Annotated in this window: 11 protein-coding genes; 6 read left to right on the forward strand and 5 right to left on the reverse strand. The window is 72.4% G+C overall.

Going from position 1 to position 15,331, the window contains the following annotated elements; genetic code table 11:
- The first annotated feature begins 11 nt into the window (after window positions 1-11).
- The 3 genes from AB0I03_RS04680 (at window position 12) to AB0I03_RS04690 (ending at window position 4,223) form a co-directional block, all read left to right on the forward strand.
- Window positions 12-158, forward strand: a complete 147-nt coding sequence (locus tag AB0I03_RS04680) for a SapB/AmfS family lanthipeptide (RefSeq protein ID WP_360406393.1) — start codon at window positions 12-14, stop codon at window positions 156-158.
- 68 nt (window positions 159-226) lie between these two features.
- Window positions 227-2,116, forward strand: coding sequence for an ABC transporter ATP-binding protein (locus tag AB0I03_RS04685; RefSeq protein ID WP_360406396.1), 1,890 nt, complete (start codon window positions 227-229; stop codon window positions 2,114-2,116).
- Between the two features lie 208 nt (window positions 2,117-2,324).
- Window positions 2,325-4,223, forward strand: a complete 1,899-nt coding sequence (locus tag AB0I03_RS04690; RefSeq protein ID WP_360406399.1) for an ABC transporter ATP-binding protein — start codon at window positions 2,325-2,327, stop codon at window positions 4,221-4,223.
- Here the strand turns inward: AB0I03_RS04690 and AB0I03_RS04695 are convergent.
- From AB0I03_RS04695 to AB0I03_RS04715, 5 genes are all read right to left on the reverse strand, one after another.
- A complete protein-coding gene (locus AB0I03_RS04695) occupies window positions 4,202-4,804 on the reverse strand; it encodes a response regulator transcription factor (RefSeq protein ID WP_360406402.1) in 603 nt (200 codons plus the stop codon). The two genes, AB0I03_RS04690 and AB0I03_RS04695, sit on opposite strands and share 22 nt — an antisense overlap.
- Before the next feature lie 269 nt (window positions 4,805-5,073).
- The gene (locus AB0I03_RS04700; protein WP_360406405.1) at window positions 5,074-5,769 is read right to left on the reverse strand and encodes a hypothetical protein; all 696 of its coding nucleotides are present in this window, start codon (window positions 5,767-5,769) and stop codon (window positions 5,074-5,076) included.
- Between the two features lie 71 nt (window positions 5,770-5,840).
- Entirely contained in the window at window positions 5,841-8,084 is a 2,244-nt protein-coding gene (locus AB0I03_RS04705) for an MMPL family transporter (protein WP_360406408.1), read from the reverse strand.
- 218 nt (window positions 8,085-8,302) lie between these two features.
- Window positions 8,303-8,944, reverse strand: a complete 642-nt coding sequence (locus AB0I03_RS04710; RefSeq protein ID WP_360406411.1) for a TetR family transcriptional regulator — start codon at window positions 8,942-8,944, stop codon at window positions 8,303-8,305.
- Between the two features lie 89 nt (window positions 8,945-9,033).
- Complete coding sequence (locus AB0I03_RS04715; RefSeq protein WP_360406414.1) at window positions 9,034-10,062, reverse strand: beta-propeller fold lactonase family protein; 1,029 nt, start codon at window positions 10,060-10,062, stop codon at window positions 9,034-9,036.
- Window positions 10,063-10,185: 123 nt separating this feature from the next.
- On the opposite strand from AB0I03_RS04715, the gene msrB reads away from it, so the two are divergent.
- The 3 genes from msrB to hrpB all read left to right on the forward strand — a co-directional run bounded on the left by msrB (window position 10,186) and on the right by hrpB (window position 15,305).
- Window positions 10,186-10,596, forward strand: coding sequence for a peptide-methionine (R)-S-oxide reductase MsrB (gene msrB / locus AB0I03_RS04720; protein WP_360406417.1), 411 nt, complete (start codon window positions 10,186-10,188; stop codon window positions 10,594-10,596).
- Between the two features lie 177 nt (window positions 10,597-10,773).
- A complete protein-coding gene (locus AB0I03_RS04725) occupies window positions 10,774-12,390 on the forward strand; it encodes a serine/threonine protein kinase (protein ID WP_360406420.1) in 1,617 nt (538 codons plus the stop codon).
- Window positions 12,391-12,638: 248 nt separating this feature from the next.
- Window positions 12,639-15,305, forward strand: coding sequence for an ATP-dependent helicase HrpB (gene hrpB, locus AB0I03_RS04730; RefSeq protein WP_360406423.1), 2,667 nt, complete (start codon window positions 12,639-12,641; stop codon window positions 15,303-15,305).
- Window positions 15,306-15,331: the final 26 nt, after the last annotated feature.

The following is a 15,331-nucleotide window of genomic DNA, read 5'->3' on the forward strand; positions in this document are numbered from 1 at the left end:
GGAAGACGAACATGGCTCTCCTCGACCTGCAAGGCATGGAAGGCAACAACGAACTCAACACGGCCGGCAGCAGCAACAGCGGGCACTCCTGCCCCTCCAACCTGAGCGCCACCCTCTGCGGCGGCACCAGCAGCCTCAGCGTCCTGCTCTGCCACTAGCCGGTCCTGAACTCGGCCCCGGACGGCACACCGCCGCCCGGGGCCGAGGCCGATGAACGGAGCCGCCGATGGCCACCCCCGCACTCGCACTCGGCGCCGTCGTGCGCCGCTCCCGCCGCACGCTCCCCCTCCTCGGCGCCTCCGCCATCATCGGGACACTGAGCCTGCTCGCCCTGCCGCTGGCACTCGCGAACGCGATCGACAGCGCAGTCGCGGGCCGCGGCGACGCGACCTGGACGTGGATCGCGGCGGCGCTCATCCTGCTCGGCGTCGCGTGCGACCTCACGGACGCCTTCACCGAGACCACCTGCACCGCGGACGCAGCGGCATGGCTGCGCCGCGGGCTCGTGCGGCGCATGCTCGGCATCCCCCACCGCATCCGCGAATTCGACACCGGCGACCTCGTCGCCCGCACCTCGGCCGGCGCAGCGGACGCCGCCCAGGCCGGACCCGGCGTCATCGGCGCGCTGGCCGCGACGCTGCCGCCCGTGGGCGCACTGGGCATGCTGCTCTGGCTCGACTGGACGCTCGCGCTGGCGTTCGCGGTCGGCCTCGCCATGGTGGCGATGGTGCTGCGGCTCTTCGCGAAAGAGACCGCCGCGGCGGCGATGGCCTACCAGCGGGTGCAGGGGACCATGGCGGCGCGGCTGACCGAGGCGATCGGCGGCAGGCGCACCATCGCGGCGGCCGGCACGGTCGACACCGAGACCAAACGCGTCCTCGCCGACCTGCCGCAACTCGCTGAGCACGGGAAGGCGAGCTGGCGGGCCCTGTCGTCGGCCGGCGCACGGGCGGCGTTCGCCGGTCCACTGGCGACCGTGGGCGTCCTGGCGGTCGCCGGATTCCTGGTCGGGCAGGGACGGCTGAGCGCAGGCGAGGTGCTGGCGGCGGGCCAGTACGCGATGCTCGGCGCGGGCCTGGGCGCACTCACCGGAGTGCTCGGCGTGCTCGCCCGCGCGAAAGCGGCGGTGGCCAGGCTCAGCGAAGTCCACGCGGTGCCGATGCTCGAGTACGGCGACCGCGAACTGCCCCACGCGCGCACCCGCTCGAACGGCGAGCCCAGCAGCGAATCCACAGACCACTGGGCGGGCGGATCGACACCGGAGCCACCAACAGCACCCGACTCCACGACCGGCCGGCAGCTCGCACCCGCTACCGGGCCGGACCTGCCGACCGTCCCGAGTCGCATCCTCTTCCCTACCCCGCCCCACACCATGACCGGCCACGGGAAGGCGACCCCGCCTGCCGGCCCCGCCGGGGATCATCCGACTCGCGGTCACCTCGAACTGCGCGCGGTGACCGTCGAAGGCCCGGCAGGGCCGCTCCTCGATGAGGTCACGTTCTCGGTCCCGGGCGGGGCGGTCGCTGCGATCGTGGGCGCATCGGGCTCGGGGAAATCGGTGCTCGCGGCAGTGGCCGCACGATTGCGCGACCCCGACCGCGGCGAGGTGCGCTTGGACGGAGTCCCGTTGCACCACTTGTCATCCGATGCATTGCGGGACGCGGTCGGCATCGCATCTGAACGCCCCGCACTCGCCGGGGCCACCCTCGCCGACGCTATGGGACCCGGCCGACCGCGAGCAGCGGTGACGGCCGCGGCGGCGGCGGTCGGCGCCGACGGCTTCGCCGAACGCCTCCCGGACCGCTACGACACACCACTGGAGCAGGTCCCCATGTCCGGCGGCGAAGCCCAGCGCATCGGCCTCGCCCGCGCCTGGCGGGCCCAACGACTCCTGGTCCTGGACGACGCGACCGCCGCACTGGACGCGGTCAGCGAACTGCGCATCGCCGAGGCGCTGGCCGCGAGCGGCCGTACTCGACTCGTCGTGACCCACCAGGTCCGGGTCGCAGCGCAGGCGGACCTCGTGGTGTGGCTGGAAGCGGGCAAAGTCCGAGGCTCGGGACCGCATCGAGCCTTGTGGACCGACCCCGACTACCGGGAGGTCTTCCACCAATGAACCGAGACCGGCAACCGACCACCGCCGCCTCGACGAACGCATCTTGCAGGCCGCCGCACCCCACCCACTGTGACCTCAACCTTCCGACCGAACGGCACCCCGCCCGTGCCCACGGCCGTTCCAGCTCCCCCGCGTTGCCACCCGCATCTCCTCGCGCAACACGGTGGCATATCACGCATCACCGCCCGCTCCCCTCGGCAGCCACGCCATGAAAGCCGTCCTCCGCTACGCCGCTTCCGGACTCCGGCCGAGGGCCCTGCTCACGCTCTTCCTCTGGTCCATCCCCGAGACGCTCCCGACCGCGCTCTTCGGACTCATGGTCGCGCGCGCCCTCGACGACGGCTTCCTCGCCGGGCGCCCCTGGACCGGCGCCGCCTGGCTCGGCGGACTCATGGCCGCCGCAGCCGTCGGCGCATTCGGCACCCGCGGTCTCTACGCCACCCTCGGCGCCACAGTGGAGCCGTTCCGGGACCGCCTGGTACGCCATGTGATATGTCACGCGCTACACACCTCCGTGGCCGGCCGACCCGATTCGGGAGCCGTCTCGCGCCTCGCCCGGCAGGTCGAGATCGCCCGCGACTCCTACGCGGGCGTCGTGCTCGCCGTCCGCGGATGCCTCGTCACCGCAGTCGGCGTCTCCGCAGGCCTGCTCACCCTCGATCCCCGACTCGCACTGTTCGTGCTGCCCCCGTTCCTCCTGGGGCTCTTCGCCTTCATCGCCACCATCGGCTTCGCCGCAGCCCGGCACCGCCGCGCCGCCGAAGCCGACGAGCGCATGGCCGAACGCGTCCGCCAGGTCGCCGCAGCCGCGACCGACCTCGCCGGTTGCGGCGGCGCAGCGTACGGCGAGGCGTTCACCGCCGGACCAATCGAGCGCCTCGCCGCCGCCGAGCGGGCGCTCGCCGGAGCGGCCGCGTTGCGCGCCATGTGCTTCGCGATCGGCGGCTGGCTGCCGCTCCTGGCGGTCCTCGCCGCCGCTCCGTGGCTCGCCGACCGCGGCCTCACCGCCGGAGCACTCACCGGGGCGCTCCTCTACGTCCTGACCGGTATCCAGCCCGCCCTCAACACCCTCGTCAGCGGCCTCGGCAACAGCGGCCTGCGCCTCTGCGTCGCCCTGGGCCGCATCCTCAACGACCAACCGGACACCCCGGCCACCGCAATCAAGGGCACGAGCACCCCGGCCACCCCGATCGACAGCGCGGGCGCCCCCGAACTGTCGGACCCTCACGCCACCATTGCATCGGGGGCGGTCCAGTTCGGACACACCCGACCCCGGGGGCAGGACGAACCAGACCAATACCCCGGCAACAGACCTCCCGCCCTCACCGCGCAAGGTCTCACCTTCGCCTACGGCCCGCACGCCGCACCGGCCGTCGACGACCTCGATCTCACCGTCCCCGCAGGCGACCACCTCGCGATCATCGGCCCCAGCGGCATCGGCAAGTCCACCCTGGCCGGGCTCCTCTGCGGGCTCCTGCGCCCCGATGCAGGGGTGGTCGCGTACGGCCGCATCGACGCCGACGCCTTCACCCCGGCCGAACTCGCCCACCGGCGCGTCCTCATCCCCCAGGAGGCCTACGTCTTCACCGGCACCGCCCGCGCCAATCTGCGCTACCTCGACCCGTCCGCCACCGACACCGAACTCGCCGCCGCCCTCACCGCCGTGGGCGCCGCCGCCCTGGTCGACCGGCTCGGCGGCCTCGACGCGGTGCTCGATCCGCGCCGGCTCTCGGCCGGGGAGCGCCAGCTCCTCGCGCTCGCCCGCGCCTACCGGTCCCCCGCCCCGATCGCAGTCCTCGACGAGGCCACCTGCCATCTCGACCCGGCCGCCGAAGCCCGCGCCGAGGCGGCCTTCGCCGCACGCGGCACCCTCATCGTCATCGCCCACCGCGCGAGCTCCGCAATGCGCGCCCGTAGGCTCCTCGTCCTCGACGGCGAGCGCGCCGCCATCGGCGACCACGAGTACCTGCGCGACACGTCACCGCTTTACAGGAGCCTCCTGGCGCATTGGGGCGACGAGCAGCCGATCGCCCCGGAGTCCATGCCGCACAAGGCGACGGCCGGCCCCGACCGCATCACGGCGGGTCAGATCCAACCTGCCTCCTGAGCGATGCGCACCGCGTCAATGCGGCTGCGCGCCCCGGACTTGTGGATGGCGTTCGACAGGTAGTTGCGGACCGTCTCCACCCGCAGGAAGAGCAGGTCCGCGATCTCCCGCGTTGTCGCGCCCGTCCCGACCTGGCTCAAGACCTCCCGCTCCCGCTTCGTGAGCGGGTTGCTCCGGGCCCGCATGGCCGCCAGAGCGATCGTCCCGTCGATCACGGCCTCACCGCCGGTGAGCCGGTGGATCGCGTCGATGAGCCGCTCGAAGGTCTCGCCGGTGGTCATGAAGCCGACGCGCGGCGCGAGCCGCGTGAGGTCCTGCGAGAGGCCCGCTGTGCGGGTGGGGTCGACGAGGAGCAGCACGCTCATGTCCGGCAGTGCCGCGCAGAGTGCTTCGGCGCGTTCGGGAGGCAGTAAACCGGTGTCGTGGACGAGCACGTCGGGCTGCAGACGGAGTGCGGCCGTGAGTGCGTCTTCATTGCGTTCGGCGTCGTCGATGAGGGTGATGCCCTGCTCGCCGGAGAGCCCTCGGCGGAGGGCCGTGCGCCAGAGGCACTGGTCGTGCTGGACGAGTACGCGGATCATGGACTCCCACCTGTGTCGCTTTCGCAAGTCCCTGCCGACGCCCACCCGTCGCATGCGGGTCCTGGTACAGGCATCAGGGTACCGGTCCGCAAAGGACACTAAACCTGAATAATTGTCAGATCATCGACAATTGGTGTTCGGCAGTGTCATTGGCACACCGCAACACCCCGAGCATTGCCGAAAGGGCCCGTCCACTCGCCGACCGACGCCTTGGCCGGACCAGTGCACGGGCCCTTTCGGAATGTGACATGTGATATGCCACTGGTGCTTCAGGCGGCGCGTGCCGCCGTGCCGCTCGCGTCGTCCGGTTCGCCTGCAGGCGAAAGCGCTTGGACGACCGCGGGTGCCGCCGCGACCGCGAGGACGGTGGCGGTGTCGCCGGGCTGTTCGGGATGGGTGCGCTGCCAGCGGCGGGCGAGCCAGCCGAGGAACAGCCCCACCGCCGTCATGGTGACGACCGAGCCGGCGAGCGACTGCAGCCCCGGTCCGGCGATCCAGGCGATCATCAACCCCAGGCCGACCGAGTACACGGCCCACAGGGCCCCGCCGAGGGCGGCCATGCGCGCGTACGGCGGCTTGGCGGTGCCCGACGCCGCCCACGCCAGCGCGGTGCGTCCGGCGGGAAGGAACCGCGCCACCATCGTCGTCCGGTACGGGTGGTCGCTGATGGTGCGCTGCAGGAGCGTCTCGAGTTTCGCGACGGTGCCGGTGACGAGGCCGCGAACGACGCGGGGGCTGCGGCGGGCGAGGCCCGTCCGGAGTGCCCGGAACAGCCGGTAGCCCAGGAATTCGCCGAGCCACGAGGCGGCGGCGGCGCCGACGAGCAGCACGCCGATGAGGAGCGGGTTGCCGAAGACGAGCCCGGCGGCGGCGGTCACGAGCGTCGCGCTCGGGAGCACGGGTGCGAAGAAGTCCGCGACCACCATGCCGATGAGGATGAGCATCGCCCAGAAGAAGACCGTCATGGGTCCCCCCGTTCACCGAGTGCCGGTAGGGGGCCGGGCCGGGGGTCGGCCCGGTCCCCTGCAGGCATCGGCTACTTGGACGCTCCGACGAGTTCGCGCTCGTCTTCGCGCGGCGCGTCGTCGCGGAGGTGCTCTTGGAGCTTGTCCCCCTCGACGTCGACGTTCGGCAGGATGCGGTCGAGCCACTTGGGGATCCACCACGAGCCGCGGCCGATGAGGGCCATGACCGCCGGGATGATCGCCATGCGGACCACGAACGCGTCGAAGATGACCGCCGCGGCCAGACCGAAGCCCATCGCCGCGATCATCGCCTCGCCGCTGAAGATGAACGCCGCGAAGACGCTGATCATGATGAGCGCAGCCGCGACCACCACCCGCGACGAGTGGCCGTAGCCCTCCACGATCGCCCGCTTCGGGTCCGCGCCGTGCACATACGCCTCGCGCACCCGCGTCACCAGGAAGATCTGGTAGTCCATCGCCAGACCGAACACGAGCCCGATCATCAGGATCGGCATCATCGACATGATCGGACCCGGCTGGTCCACATTGAACAGCTCGGCCATCCAACCCCACTGGAAGACCGCGACGAGGGCGCCGAGCGCGGCGAACACGCTGAGCATGAACCCGAGCGTTGCCATGAGCGGCACGAGGATGGAGCGGAACACCAGCAGCAGGATGAGTGCGGCGAGGCCCACGACGATGAGCATGTACGGCAGCAGCGCGTCGTTGAGGTTGTCGGAGATGTCGATGTTCAGCGCGGTGGCGCCGGTGACCGACCAGTTCGCGTCGGTGTCGTCGGCGAGGACGTCGCGGATCTCGTGCACGAGCTCGTTGGTGGCGTGCGCGGACGGTCCGGTCTCCGGGATGAGGGTGACCATGACGGTGTCCAGGTCGGCGTTCGGGAACGCCTGGCCGACGACGGCGATGCCGTCGATGTCGCCCAGCTCTTCGGTGATGTTCTGGGCGGCGGCCATGGCGTCGACGCCGTCGTCGAGGTCGCCCACGATGATGAGCTGCCCGTTGAAGCCCTCGCCGAAGCCCTCGCTGATGAGGTCGTACGCCTGGCGCTGGGTGGTCTCCTCGCCGGAGGAGCCGGCGTCGGGCAGGCCCAGTTCGAGGTCGAGCGCCGGGTAGGCGAGCGCGCCGAGGCCCAGGATGCCGACCAGGGCGACCAGGATCGGGTGGCGGGTGACGAACCCGGCCCAGCGCTTGCCGCCGTTGGGCTTGGAGTCGTGCAGCCCTGCGGCGATGCGGCGGCGCTGCCGCTTGGTGAAGATCCGCTTCCCGGCGAACCCGGCGAACGCCGGGAGCAGGGTGACGGCGATGAGCACGGCGATGACGACGGTGACGGCGGCGGCCACGGCCATCTCGGTCAGGAACGGGATGTTCACGACCGACAGGCCCAGGAGCGCGATCACGACCGTGAGGCCGGCGAAGAACACGGCCGAGCCGGCGGTGCCCACGGCGCGGCCCATGGCCTCGGCGCGGGCGCGCCTGTCCTCGACGCGGCCGTCCGCGGCGAGTTCGTTGCGGTACCTGGAGAGGATGAACAGCGCGTAGTCGATGCCGACGGCCAGGCCGATCATGGAGGCCAGCGTGCCGGTGGACTCGCTGACGTTCATGAAGGAGGTCGCGGCGAGGATGCCCGCGGTGGTGAGTGCGACGCCGAGCACCGCGGTGATGATCGGCAGGCCCGCCGCGAGGAGGGCGCCGAAGGTGATCACGAGGACGACCAGGGCGACGCCGATGCCGATGAGCTCGGTCGTGCCCGTCTCGGGCATCGGCTGGAGGATGTCGCCGCCGACCTCGACGCGGACGCCCGCGTCCTCGGTGTCGGCGATGGCCTCTTCGAGGTACTCGATGGTGGCCTCGTCGAGCTCCATGGCGGGCTCGGCGTACGCGACCTGCATGACGGCGATGTTCTGGCCGTCCGCGGCGATCATGCCGATCGGGTTGCCGGCCTCGTCAACGGCGAAGGGGCTGGTGACCGAGGCGATCTGCGGCGAGTCCTGCATGTGGGCCGCGAGGTCGTCGATGACGGCCTTGTTGGCGTCCGCGGTGAGCGGTTCGCCGTTCTCGGACTCGAACACGATCTGGGCGGAGCCGCCGTCGGCGTTCGCGTCGGGGAAGCGCTCTTCGAGGAGGTCGAAGGCCTCCTGGGATTCGGTGCCGGGGAGGACGAACTCGGGGTTCGTCTCCTGCTGCATGGTCGCCGCTGCGGCGCCGACGCCGCCGACGATGAGGACCCAGACGACGAGGACGAGCCATCGCAGTCTGAAGGACCCTCTGCCGAGGCGGTAGAGGAAGGTGGCCACGCTGGGTGCTCCTTAGGTATGCACCGTCCGGTCCCGCCGCCTCGCTGGCGTTCGAGGGGTCAGTCGATACCGGGCAGGGCCGTTGCACGGCAATGCCTTTGAACGACGTGACCCTCGGCGCCAGTGGGTGTGCGGCGGCGGGGCCGGTCGGCTCGGGTGGTGTTTCGCCGGCGTCTTCGGCGGCGGGTTTCCTGGTGTGTTGCGGCTATTGGGTGTGGTTATGCGTCTGGTTCGGGGGCATCGGGTGCAAGGGCGCCGTCGAGCGGCCGGGCGATGCCGGCCTCCAGCTGCGCGAACGCGTGGGTGATGGCCTCGCCGAGGGTGCGGCCGCGGGGGTTGGCGACCCAGTCCTCATTGGAGATCTTCATGGTGACCAGGGCGCTGCCGAGGACGAGCCGCGGATACGGGTCGTCGGTGCTGCGCCCGGTGGCCTCGGCGACGATCCCGAGGAGTTCGGCGAACAGCTCCATGAACTGGCCGGCCTGGACCTTGATGAGTTCGGGCGAGGCGTGGATGAGTTCTTCGCGGCACTGCATCTGGCCGATGTCGAAGCGCTCGTCCATGCGCAGGCCGACGCAGGCGTCGCGCAGGGCGTCCCAGATGGGCCGCTGTGCGGCGTACTCGCGCACCGCGGCGATGAACTCCCCGGTGATCTCGTTGAAGTCGTGGAGGAAGGCCGCTTCCTTGTTCGGGAAGTAGTTGTGGAAGGTGCGGGTGGACACCCCGACCTCGGCCGCGATCTCATCGGCGGTGACGGCGTCCAGGCCGCCCTTCGTCATGGCCAGGCGGAGCGTGGCGCCGCTGAGGGCCGCCTTGGTGGCGGCCTTCTTGCGTTCGCGGAGTCCTGACTGGTCGGCCATGAGCACAACCCTAGTGGGGGTTGCTCATGTTCACAAGGTGCAAATGAAGAAATTTTGCAGCAGGCGCAAATTTTCCCGCCGGGAAGTGTTTATGTGAGCGGAGCCACGCACGTGACGCCTGGGACGGCCCACTCGGTCACCGGCTCGGACGCGCCCGACGGATCCACCCGGACGACCTCGCCGGAATGCTGGCAGGCCACGAGCAGCGTCCCGTCGCCGGTGAGCACCGCGTCGCGGGGCCAGGCCGCGCCCACCGGCACCGTGCGCACGAGCGCGCCGTCGGCCGGATCGATGACGGCGACCTGATCGGTCCCCCGCACCGTGACGTACACCAGCCCGCGCTCGGAGTCGGCGACCACGGCCGCCGGGAGCGGCCGCGGCGCGTCCTCCTCGAGCCCGATGTCGGGCAGGGCCGCGAAGTCGGCGACCTCGCCGCCCGGCAGGGGGATCGGCGCGCCGAACGAGAACGTGGCCGAGCGCTCGTCGAAGGAGCCGACCGCGACCGCGTTCGCCAGCTCCCCCACGATCACCGCGCGGTCCCCGAGGAACGCGAGGTGGCGGGGGCCGAAACCGGGTTCGAGCTGCGTGGTCGCCGCGGGGATGAGCTTGCCGTCGTCGCCGAGGTCGAACGCGTGGATGCGATCCGAGCCCAGATCCACGGCCAGCACGCGTCCCATGTGACATACCACCTGGTGCGCATGCGGCCCGGCCTGGCGGTCCGCGTCCGGGCCCGACCCGGAGAGCTTGAAGACGTCCGCGGCCTCCCCGAGGGTGCCGCCCTCCCCGATCGGCAGGACCGCGACCGAGGCGCCGCCCCCGTCGCCACTGCCGTAGTTGGCGACCAGCAGCCAGCGCCCGCTCGGGTCCACCGTCGCATGGCAGGGGTTGTTGCCGCCGGTGGACTGGCCCTGACCGGCGCGGTCGAGCGTGAAGTCCTCGCCGAGGCGCCAGGCCGCGGCGAAGCCCGGCTCGGTCTCGGTGAGGGTGTAGACCGCTTCGGGGCCGACGTGGACCCACGAGGGGTTGACCACCGCCGCAGCCGCGCCGAGGCCGTCGGGTCCGGCCACGACGAGGCCCGGGCCGCCTTCAGTGGTGTAGTCGCCAAGGAGGTACCGCATGGGCCCGATCCTAGCGGCCCGCCGGGACGGCGGCGCGGGCTCGGGCTCCCCGTCGCTCAGGAACCGGTGCGCCGGAGGGGCGGTGGGGAGACGGTGCGCGCTCGCGCTCCTACACTTGGGGGCATGGTCGAGGACCGCAAGACCGACGCGCAGTGGCGCGAGCAGCTCAGCCGCGACGAGTACCGGGTGCTGCGCGAAGGCGGCACCGAGGCGCCGTGGACGGGCGAGTACGTCGACGAGAAGCGCCGGGGCGTCTACCGCTGCCGCGCGTGCGGCGCCGAGCTGTTCGCCTCCGACACGAAGTTCGACTCCCGGTGCGGATGGCCCTCGTTCTGGACGCCCATGGCCGGCGACCGGGTGCGGCTGCTCGAGGACGACAGCCTCGGCATGCGCCGCACCGAGGTGCGCTGCGGCACCTGCGATTCGCACCTGGGCCATGTGTTCTACGGCGAGGGCTGGGACAACCCCGACGACGCCCGGTTCTGCATCAACTCGATCAGCTTGACGCTGGAGCCGGTCGCCGACACGGAGTGATCGCGGCGGGCCGGTCGCCTTGGGCCCCAACCGCTCAGCGCAGTGCCATGTCACATGTCACACGTTCGATCGGTGCCCGGCGAGCCGTGCTGCGCCCGGCCGCCCTCGGGCGCGCTCGCGCCTCCCGACTAAGCTCTCCCACGTCCCCTGCTCCCCGAATCAGAAGCGAGGCCGAGGGTGGAACCCGGGAACCTGATCGCTGGCCGTTACCGCCTAGAGCAGCGCCTCGCCGCGGGCGGCATGGGCGCGGTGTGGCGCGGCACCGACACCCGGCTCAACCGCGTCGTCGCCGTCAAACTCCTCCATTCGGGGCTGTCCGGCAACGACCGGTTCCGGGCCCGCTTCCACCAGGAGGCGCAGGCCGTCGCCCAGCTGCAGTCGCCGGGGATCGTCAGCCTCTACGACTACGGCGAGGAGAACGCCCCCGAAGGGCTCGTCTCCTACCTCATCATGGAGCTCGTGCGCGGCCAGGCGCTCGACACCGTGCTCCGCGAGCGGGGCCGCCTGTCCCCCAACGAGACGCTGAAGATCATGGCGTCCGCCGCCGAGGCCCTCCACATCGCCCACCAGGCCCACATCATCCACCGCGACATCAAGCCGGGGAACCTGCTCGTCGGCTCCGACGGCAGCGTCAAGATCGTCGACTTCGGCATCGCCGCCGCCAAGGGCGGCGCCGGCCTGACCGAGACCGGCACCGTCATGGGCACCCTCGCCTACGCCTCGCCCGAACAGCTCCAGGGCTCGCAGCTCACCGGCGCCACCGACCTGTACTCCCTGGGCATCGTCGGCTACGAGTGCCTCGCCGGGCGGCCCCCGTTCGCCGGCAACGAACCGACCGCCGCGATCGCCGGGCACCTCACCGGCCAGCCCGCGCCCCTCCCTCCCGACGTCCCCGCGCCGGTCGCGCAGATCATCATGCGCTGCCTGGCGAAGGACCCCCGCCAGCGCTTCGCCTCGGCCGCCGAGCTCGCGCAGGTCTGCAAGTCCGGCGGCATGGGCGGCGGCACGACGGCGATCCTCGCCTCCGCGCCGAGCCCGTACCAGTCCGGCCAGTCGCCCCAGTCGTTCCAGCCATCACCGGCCACCCAGGTCATGACGCCCGGCGGCGCCGCGGCGATGGCCGCCGGCGTCGCGCCCGCCCACACCTCGGTGCAGCCGGTGCACCACGACGAGTACGGCAGCCCCACGACCGGCCAGTACGGCGCCGGCGGGCCGCCCGAGCGCCCGCTGCCGCCGCCACGCGAGGCCGAGGAGCCCAAGCGCAACCCGACCGGCCCCATCCTGGTCGTCGTGGCCGGCATCGCCGTGCTCGTCATCGCCCTGTTCCTGCTGCAGCCTTGGGACAAGAGCGACGACGACAACGACCCGACCGCCGGCGAGAACACCGACGCCACCTCGCAGGCCGAAGCGACCGAGGAGAACACCCAGGCCGCAGACGAGGGCGGCGACGACTCCGGCGGCGACTCCGAAGAGGACGACTCGGAGGAGAACAACAACAACGACGAAGAGGAGCAGACCTCCGAGGAGGAACACGCCGAGGAGGCCCCCCAGCTCGTCGAGATGGACGACTACACCGGTCAGGACGTCAACGACGCCATCGACGATCTCGAAGGCGAGGGCTTCACCTCCGTGACGGCGGTCCCCACCGCCACCGAGACCGGCGAGTTCGACACCTGCGAAGTCCTTCACCAGAGCCCTGAAGCCGGCACCGAGGTCGGCCCCGAAACGCCGATCGAGTTGAGCTACGTGGCCAATGACGCGTCCTGCCCGGACGGCAACCAGCTGGCCGGCTGACCCGAGTCGCGAACGAGGGCGGCGACCGCGATGCGGTCGCCGCCCTCGCCGTTTCCCGGCGCCGACCCGCGCACCATGTCGTACCCTTCGGGCACTGTTGATTCGGGGGCGCTCGCGACGCCCGATTTGTCGCGAACCGCCGCTCACGTTGCGCAGCACCGCAGCTTGCGCCCGCGAGGCCGCCCGGCGTGCGCGCGCTCACCTCGTCCGGCCGCCGGGCGCGAGGGGCCTCGGCGAGAATGGTCGGCATGCCGCAACCGCCCGCGCTGCCCGACCTGCCGATCCGCGATGCCCTGCCCGCGCTCCTGGAGGCCGTGGCGCGCACCGGGACCGCGGTGCTCGCCGCGCCGCCCGGCACCGGCAAGACCACGCTCGCACCGCTCGCCCTGGCCGGCCTCATCCCCGCATCAGGGGATGCCGCGTCACGCGTGACACGTGATATGCCACAGCGCCGCGTCCTCGTGGCCGAACCGCGGCGGCTCGCCACCAGGGCCGCCGCCGCGCGCATGGCCGCGATCCTCGGCGAGCAGGTCGGCGAACGCGTCGGCTACCAGATCCGCGGCGAGGCCCGCCGGTCCGCCGCCACGCGCGTCGAGGTCGTGACCACCGGCGTCCTCCTCAACCGGCTCATCGCCGACCCCGAACTCCCCGGCGTCGACCTCGTGGTGCTCGACGAATGCCACGAGCGCCACCTCGAGACCGACACCGCCTGCGCGTTCCTCGCCGAGACCCGCCAGATCCTGCGCCCCGAACTCGGCCTGGTCGCCGCCTCCGCGACCGCCGACATCGGCCTCTGGACCACCCTGCTCGGCACCGGGGACGAGCCGGCGCCCGCCGTGAGCTCCGAGCCCATGCGCCACCCGGTCCAAATGCATTGGGCCCCACCGCGAGAGCGCGTCAACGCCCCTGACGGCATGCGGGTCGACCCGAGGTTCCTCGCGCACGTGGCCCACACGGTCGAACGCGCCCTCGACGCCGACGACGGCGACGTCCTCGTCTTCCTTCCCGGCGCCGCCGAGATTCGTCGCGTCGCCGAGCGGTTGTCCCACTTGACAACCGAAAACCTCGGTGTCGATATATATCAATTGCACGGCTCGGTGTCGGCGGCCGACCAGGACCGCGCGCTCACGGCGAGCGTGCAGCGCCGCCGGATCGTCCTCTCCACCGACATCGCCGAGTCCAGCCTCACCGTGCCCGGAGTGCGCATTGTGGTCGACGCCGGTCTCGCCCGCCGCCCCCTCATCGACCACGCCCGCGGCCTACCGGGCCTGACCACCGCCTACGCCTCCCGCGCCGCGGCCGACCAGCGCGCGGGCCGGGCCGGCCGCGAAGGCCCCGGCGCGGTCTGGCGCTGCTGGAGCGAAGCCGAGCACCTCCGCCGCCAGGCCCAGCCCGCCCCGGACATCGCCTGCTCCGACCTCACCGCGTTCCGCCTCCAAGCCGCCTGCTGGGGCACCCCGGTGGCGGACCTGACCCTGCCGGGCCGGCCGCCCGCCGGCGCCATCGAAGCGGCCGAGGCGACCCTGCGCTCGTTGGGCGCCATCGACGACGGCGCGGCCACCGCCCGGGGCCGGGCCCTCGCCCGCATGGGGGTCCACCCGCGGCTCGCCCGCGCACTCGTGGACGGTGCCGCGCGGATCGGCGCCGAGAAGGCGACCGAAGTCGCCGCACTCCTCAACCTCGATCGCCGCACACGAGGCGACGACCTCCTCGCACAGTGGCGCCAACTCCGCACCAGCCGCGACCGCCAGTGGGAGTCCGAGGTCAAGCGCCTGAAACGGGCCCTGTCGAGCGCCCGGATCGCCGACGGCGCGGACACAGCGCCGCAGGGCCGCACGTCCGCCCGCGCTGCCGGGTCCGCGTCGCGTCCGTCAACGCAGCGCTCTGCGGTCGGCGACGATGAAGCCGCCGCCACCGTCATCGCGCTCGCCTTCCCCGAGCGAGTCGCCAAACGCCAAGCGGGCGCGGCGTTCACACCGATCCGCGGCCGGGCCAACGAGGCGAACCGGCCCGGCGGGACGGCCAGTGCAGGCCAGTGGCGCACTGTCGCCGGTACCGGCGCGGTCGCCGCCGAAAGCTCACCGCTCGCCGGGAGCGCGTGGCTCGCCATCGCCGACGCCGACCGCTCCCCCGGCCGCGCCGCCGCGATCATCCGCGCGGCCGTCCCGATCGACGGGGAGCTCGCCTGCGAGCTGGTGGGCGACACCATGACCGAACGCGTCGAGTGGGACCCCGAGCGCCGGGACGTGGCCGCGCGCCGTGTGCGCTCGCTCGGCGCGATCGAGGTGTCCGCGGAGCCGCTGCGCCGAGCCGACCCCGCCCTCGTCGCCGCGGCCCTCGCCGAAGGGCTGCGGCGCGAAGGCCTCGGCCTGCTCCGCTGGTCGGAGGATGCCAAGCGGCTGCGCGAACGCATGGCGTTCTGCCACAGGGCGATCGGCGAACCGTGGGCCGACGTGTCGGACGCGGCGCTCACGGCCGGCACCGACTGGCTCGAGCCGTGGTGGTCCCGGGCCCGCAGCAGATCCGATGTGGAGCGCATCCCGGTCGGCCAGGCGCTGCGGAACCTCCTGCCGTGGCAGGCGGGCATCGACGACACCGCGCCCGAAGCGCTCGCGGTGCCCACCGGCCGCGAGGCCCGCGTCGACTACTCCGGCGAGACCCCGGTGCTCGCCGTCAAGCTCCAGGAGATGTTCGGAGCCGTCGACACCCCGCGCATCGCGGGCGTGCCGGTGCTGCTGCACCTGCTGAGCCCGGCCGGGCGGCCGCTCGCGGTCACCGCCGACCTCCGCTCGTTCTGGGAAGGGCCCTACCAGGACGTGCGCAAGGAGATGCGCGGCCGCTACCCGAAGCACCCCTGGCCCGAGGACCCGTATTCGGTGGCGCCGACGGCGCGGACCAAGCGGCACCTGCGCTGAACCGGACCCGGGCGTCCGCGCCGGAG

The organism is Glycomyces sp. NPDC021274 (assembly GCF_040641195.1).
In the GTDB taxonomy this organism is placed as follows: domain Bacteria; phylum Actinomycetota; class Actinomycetes; order Mycobacteriales; family Micromonosporaceae; genus Glycomyces.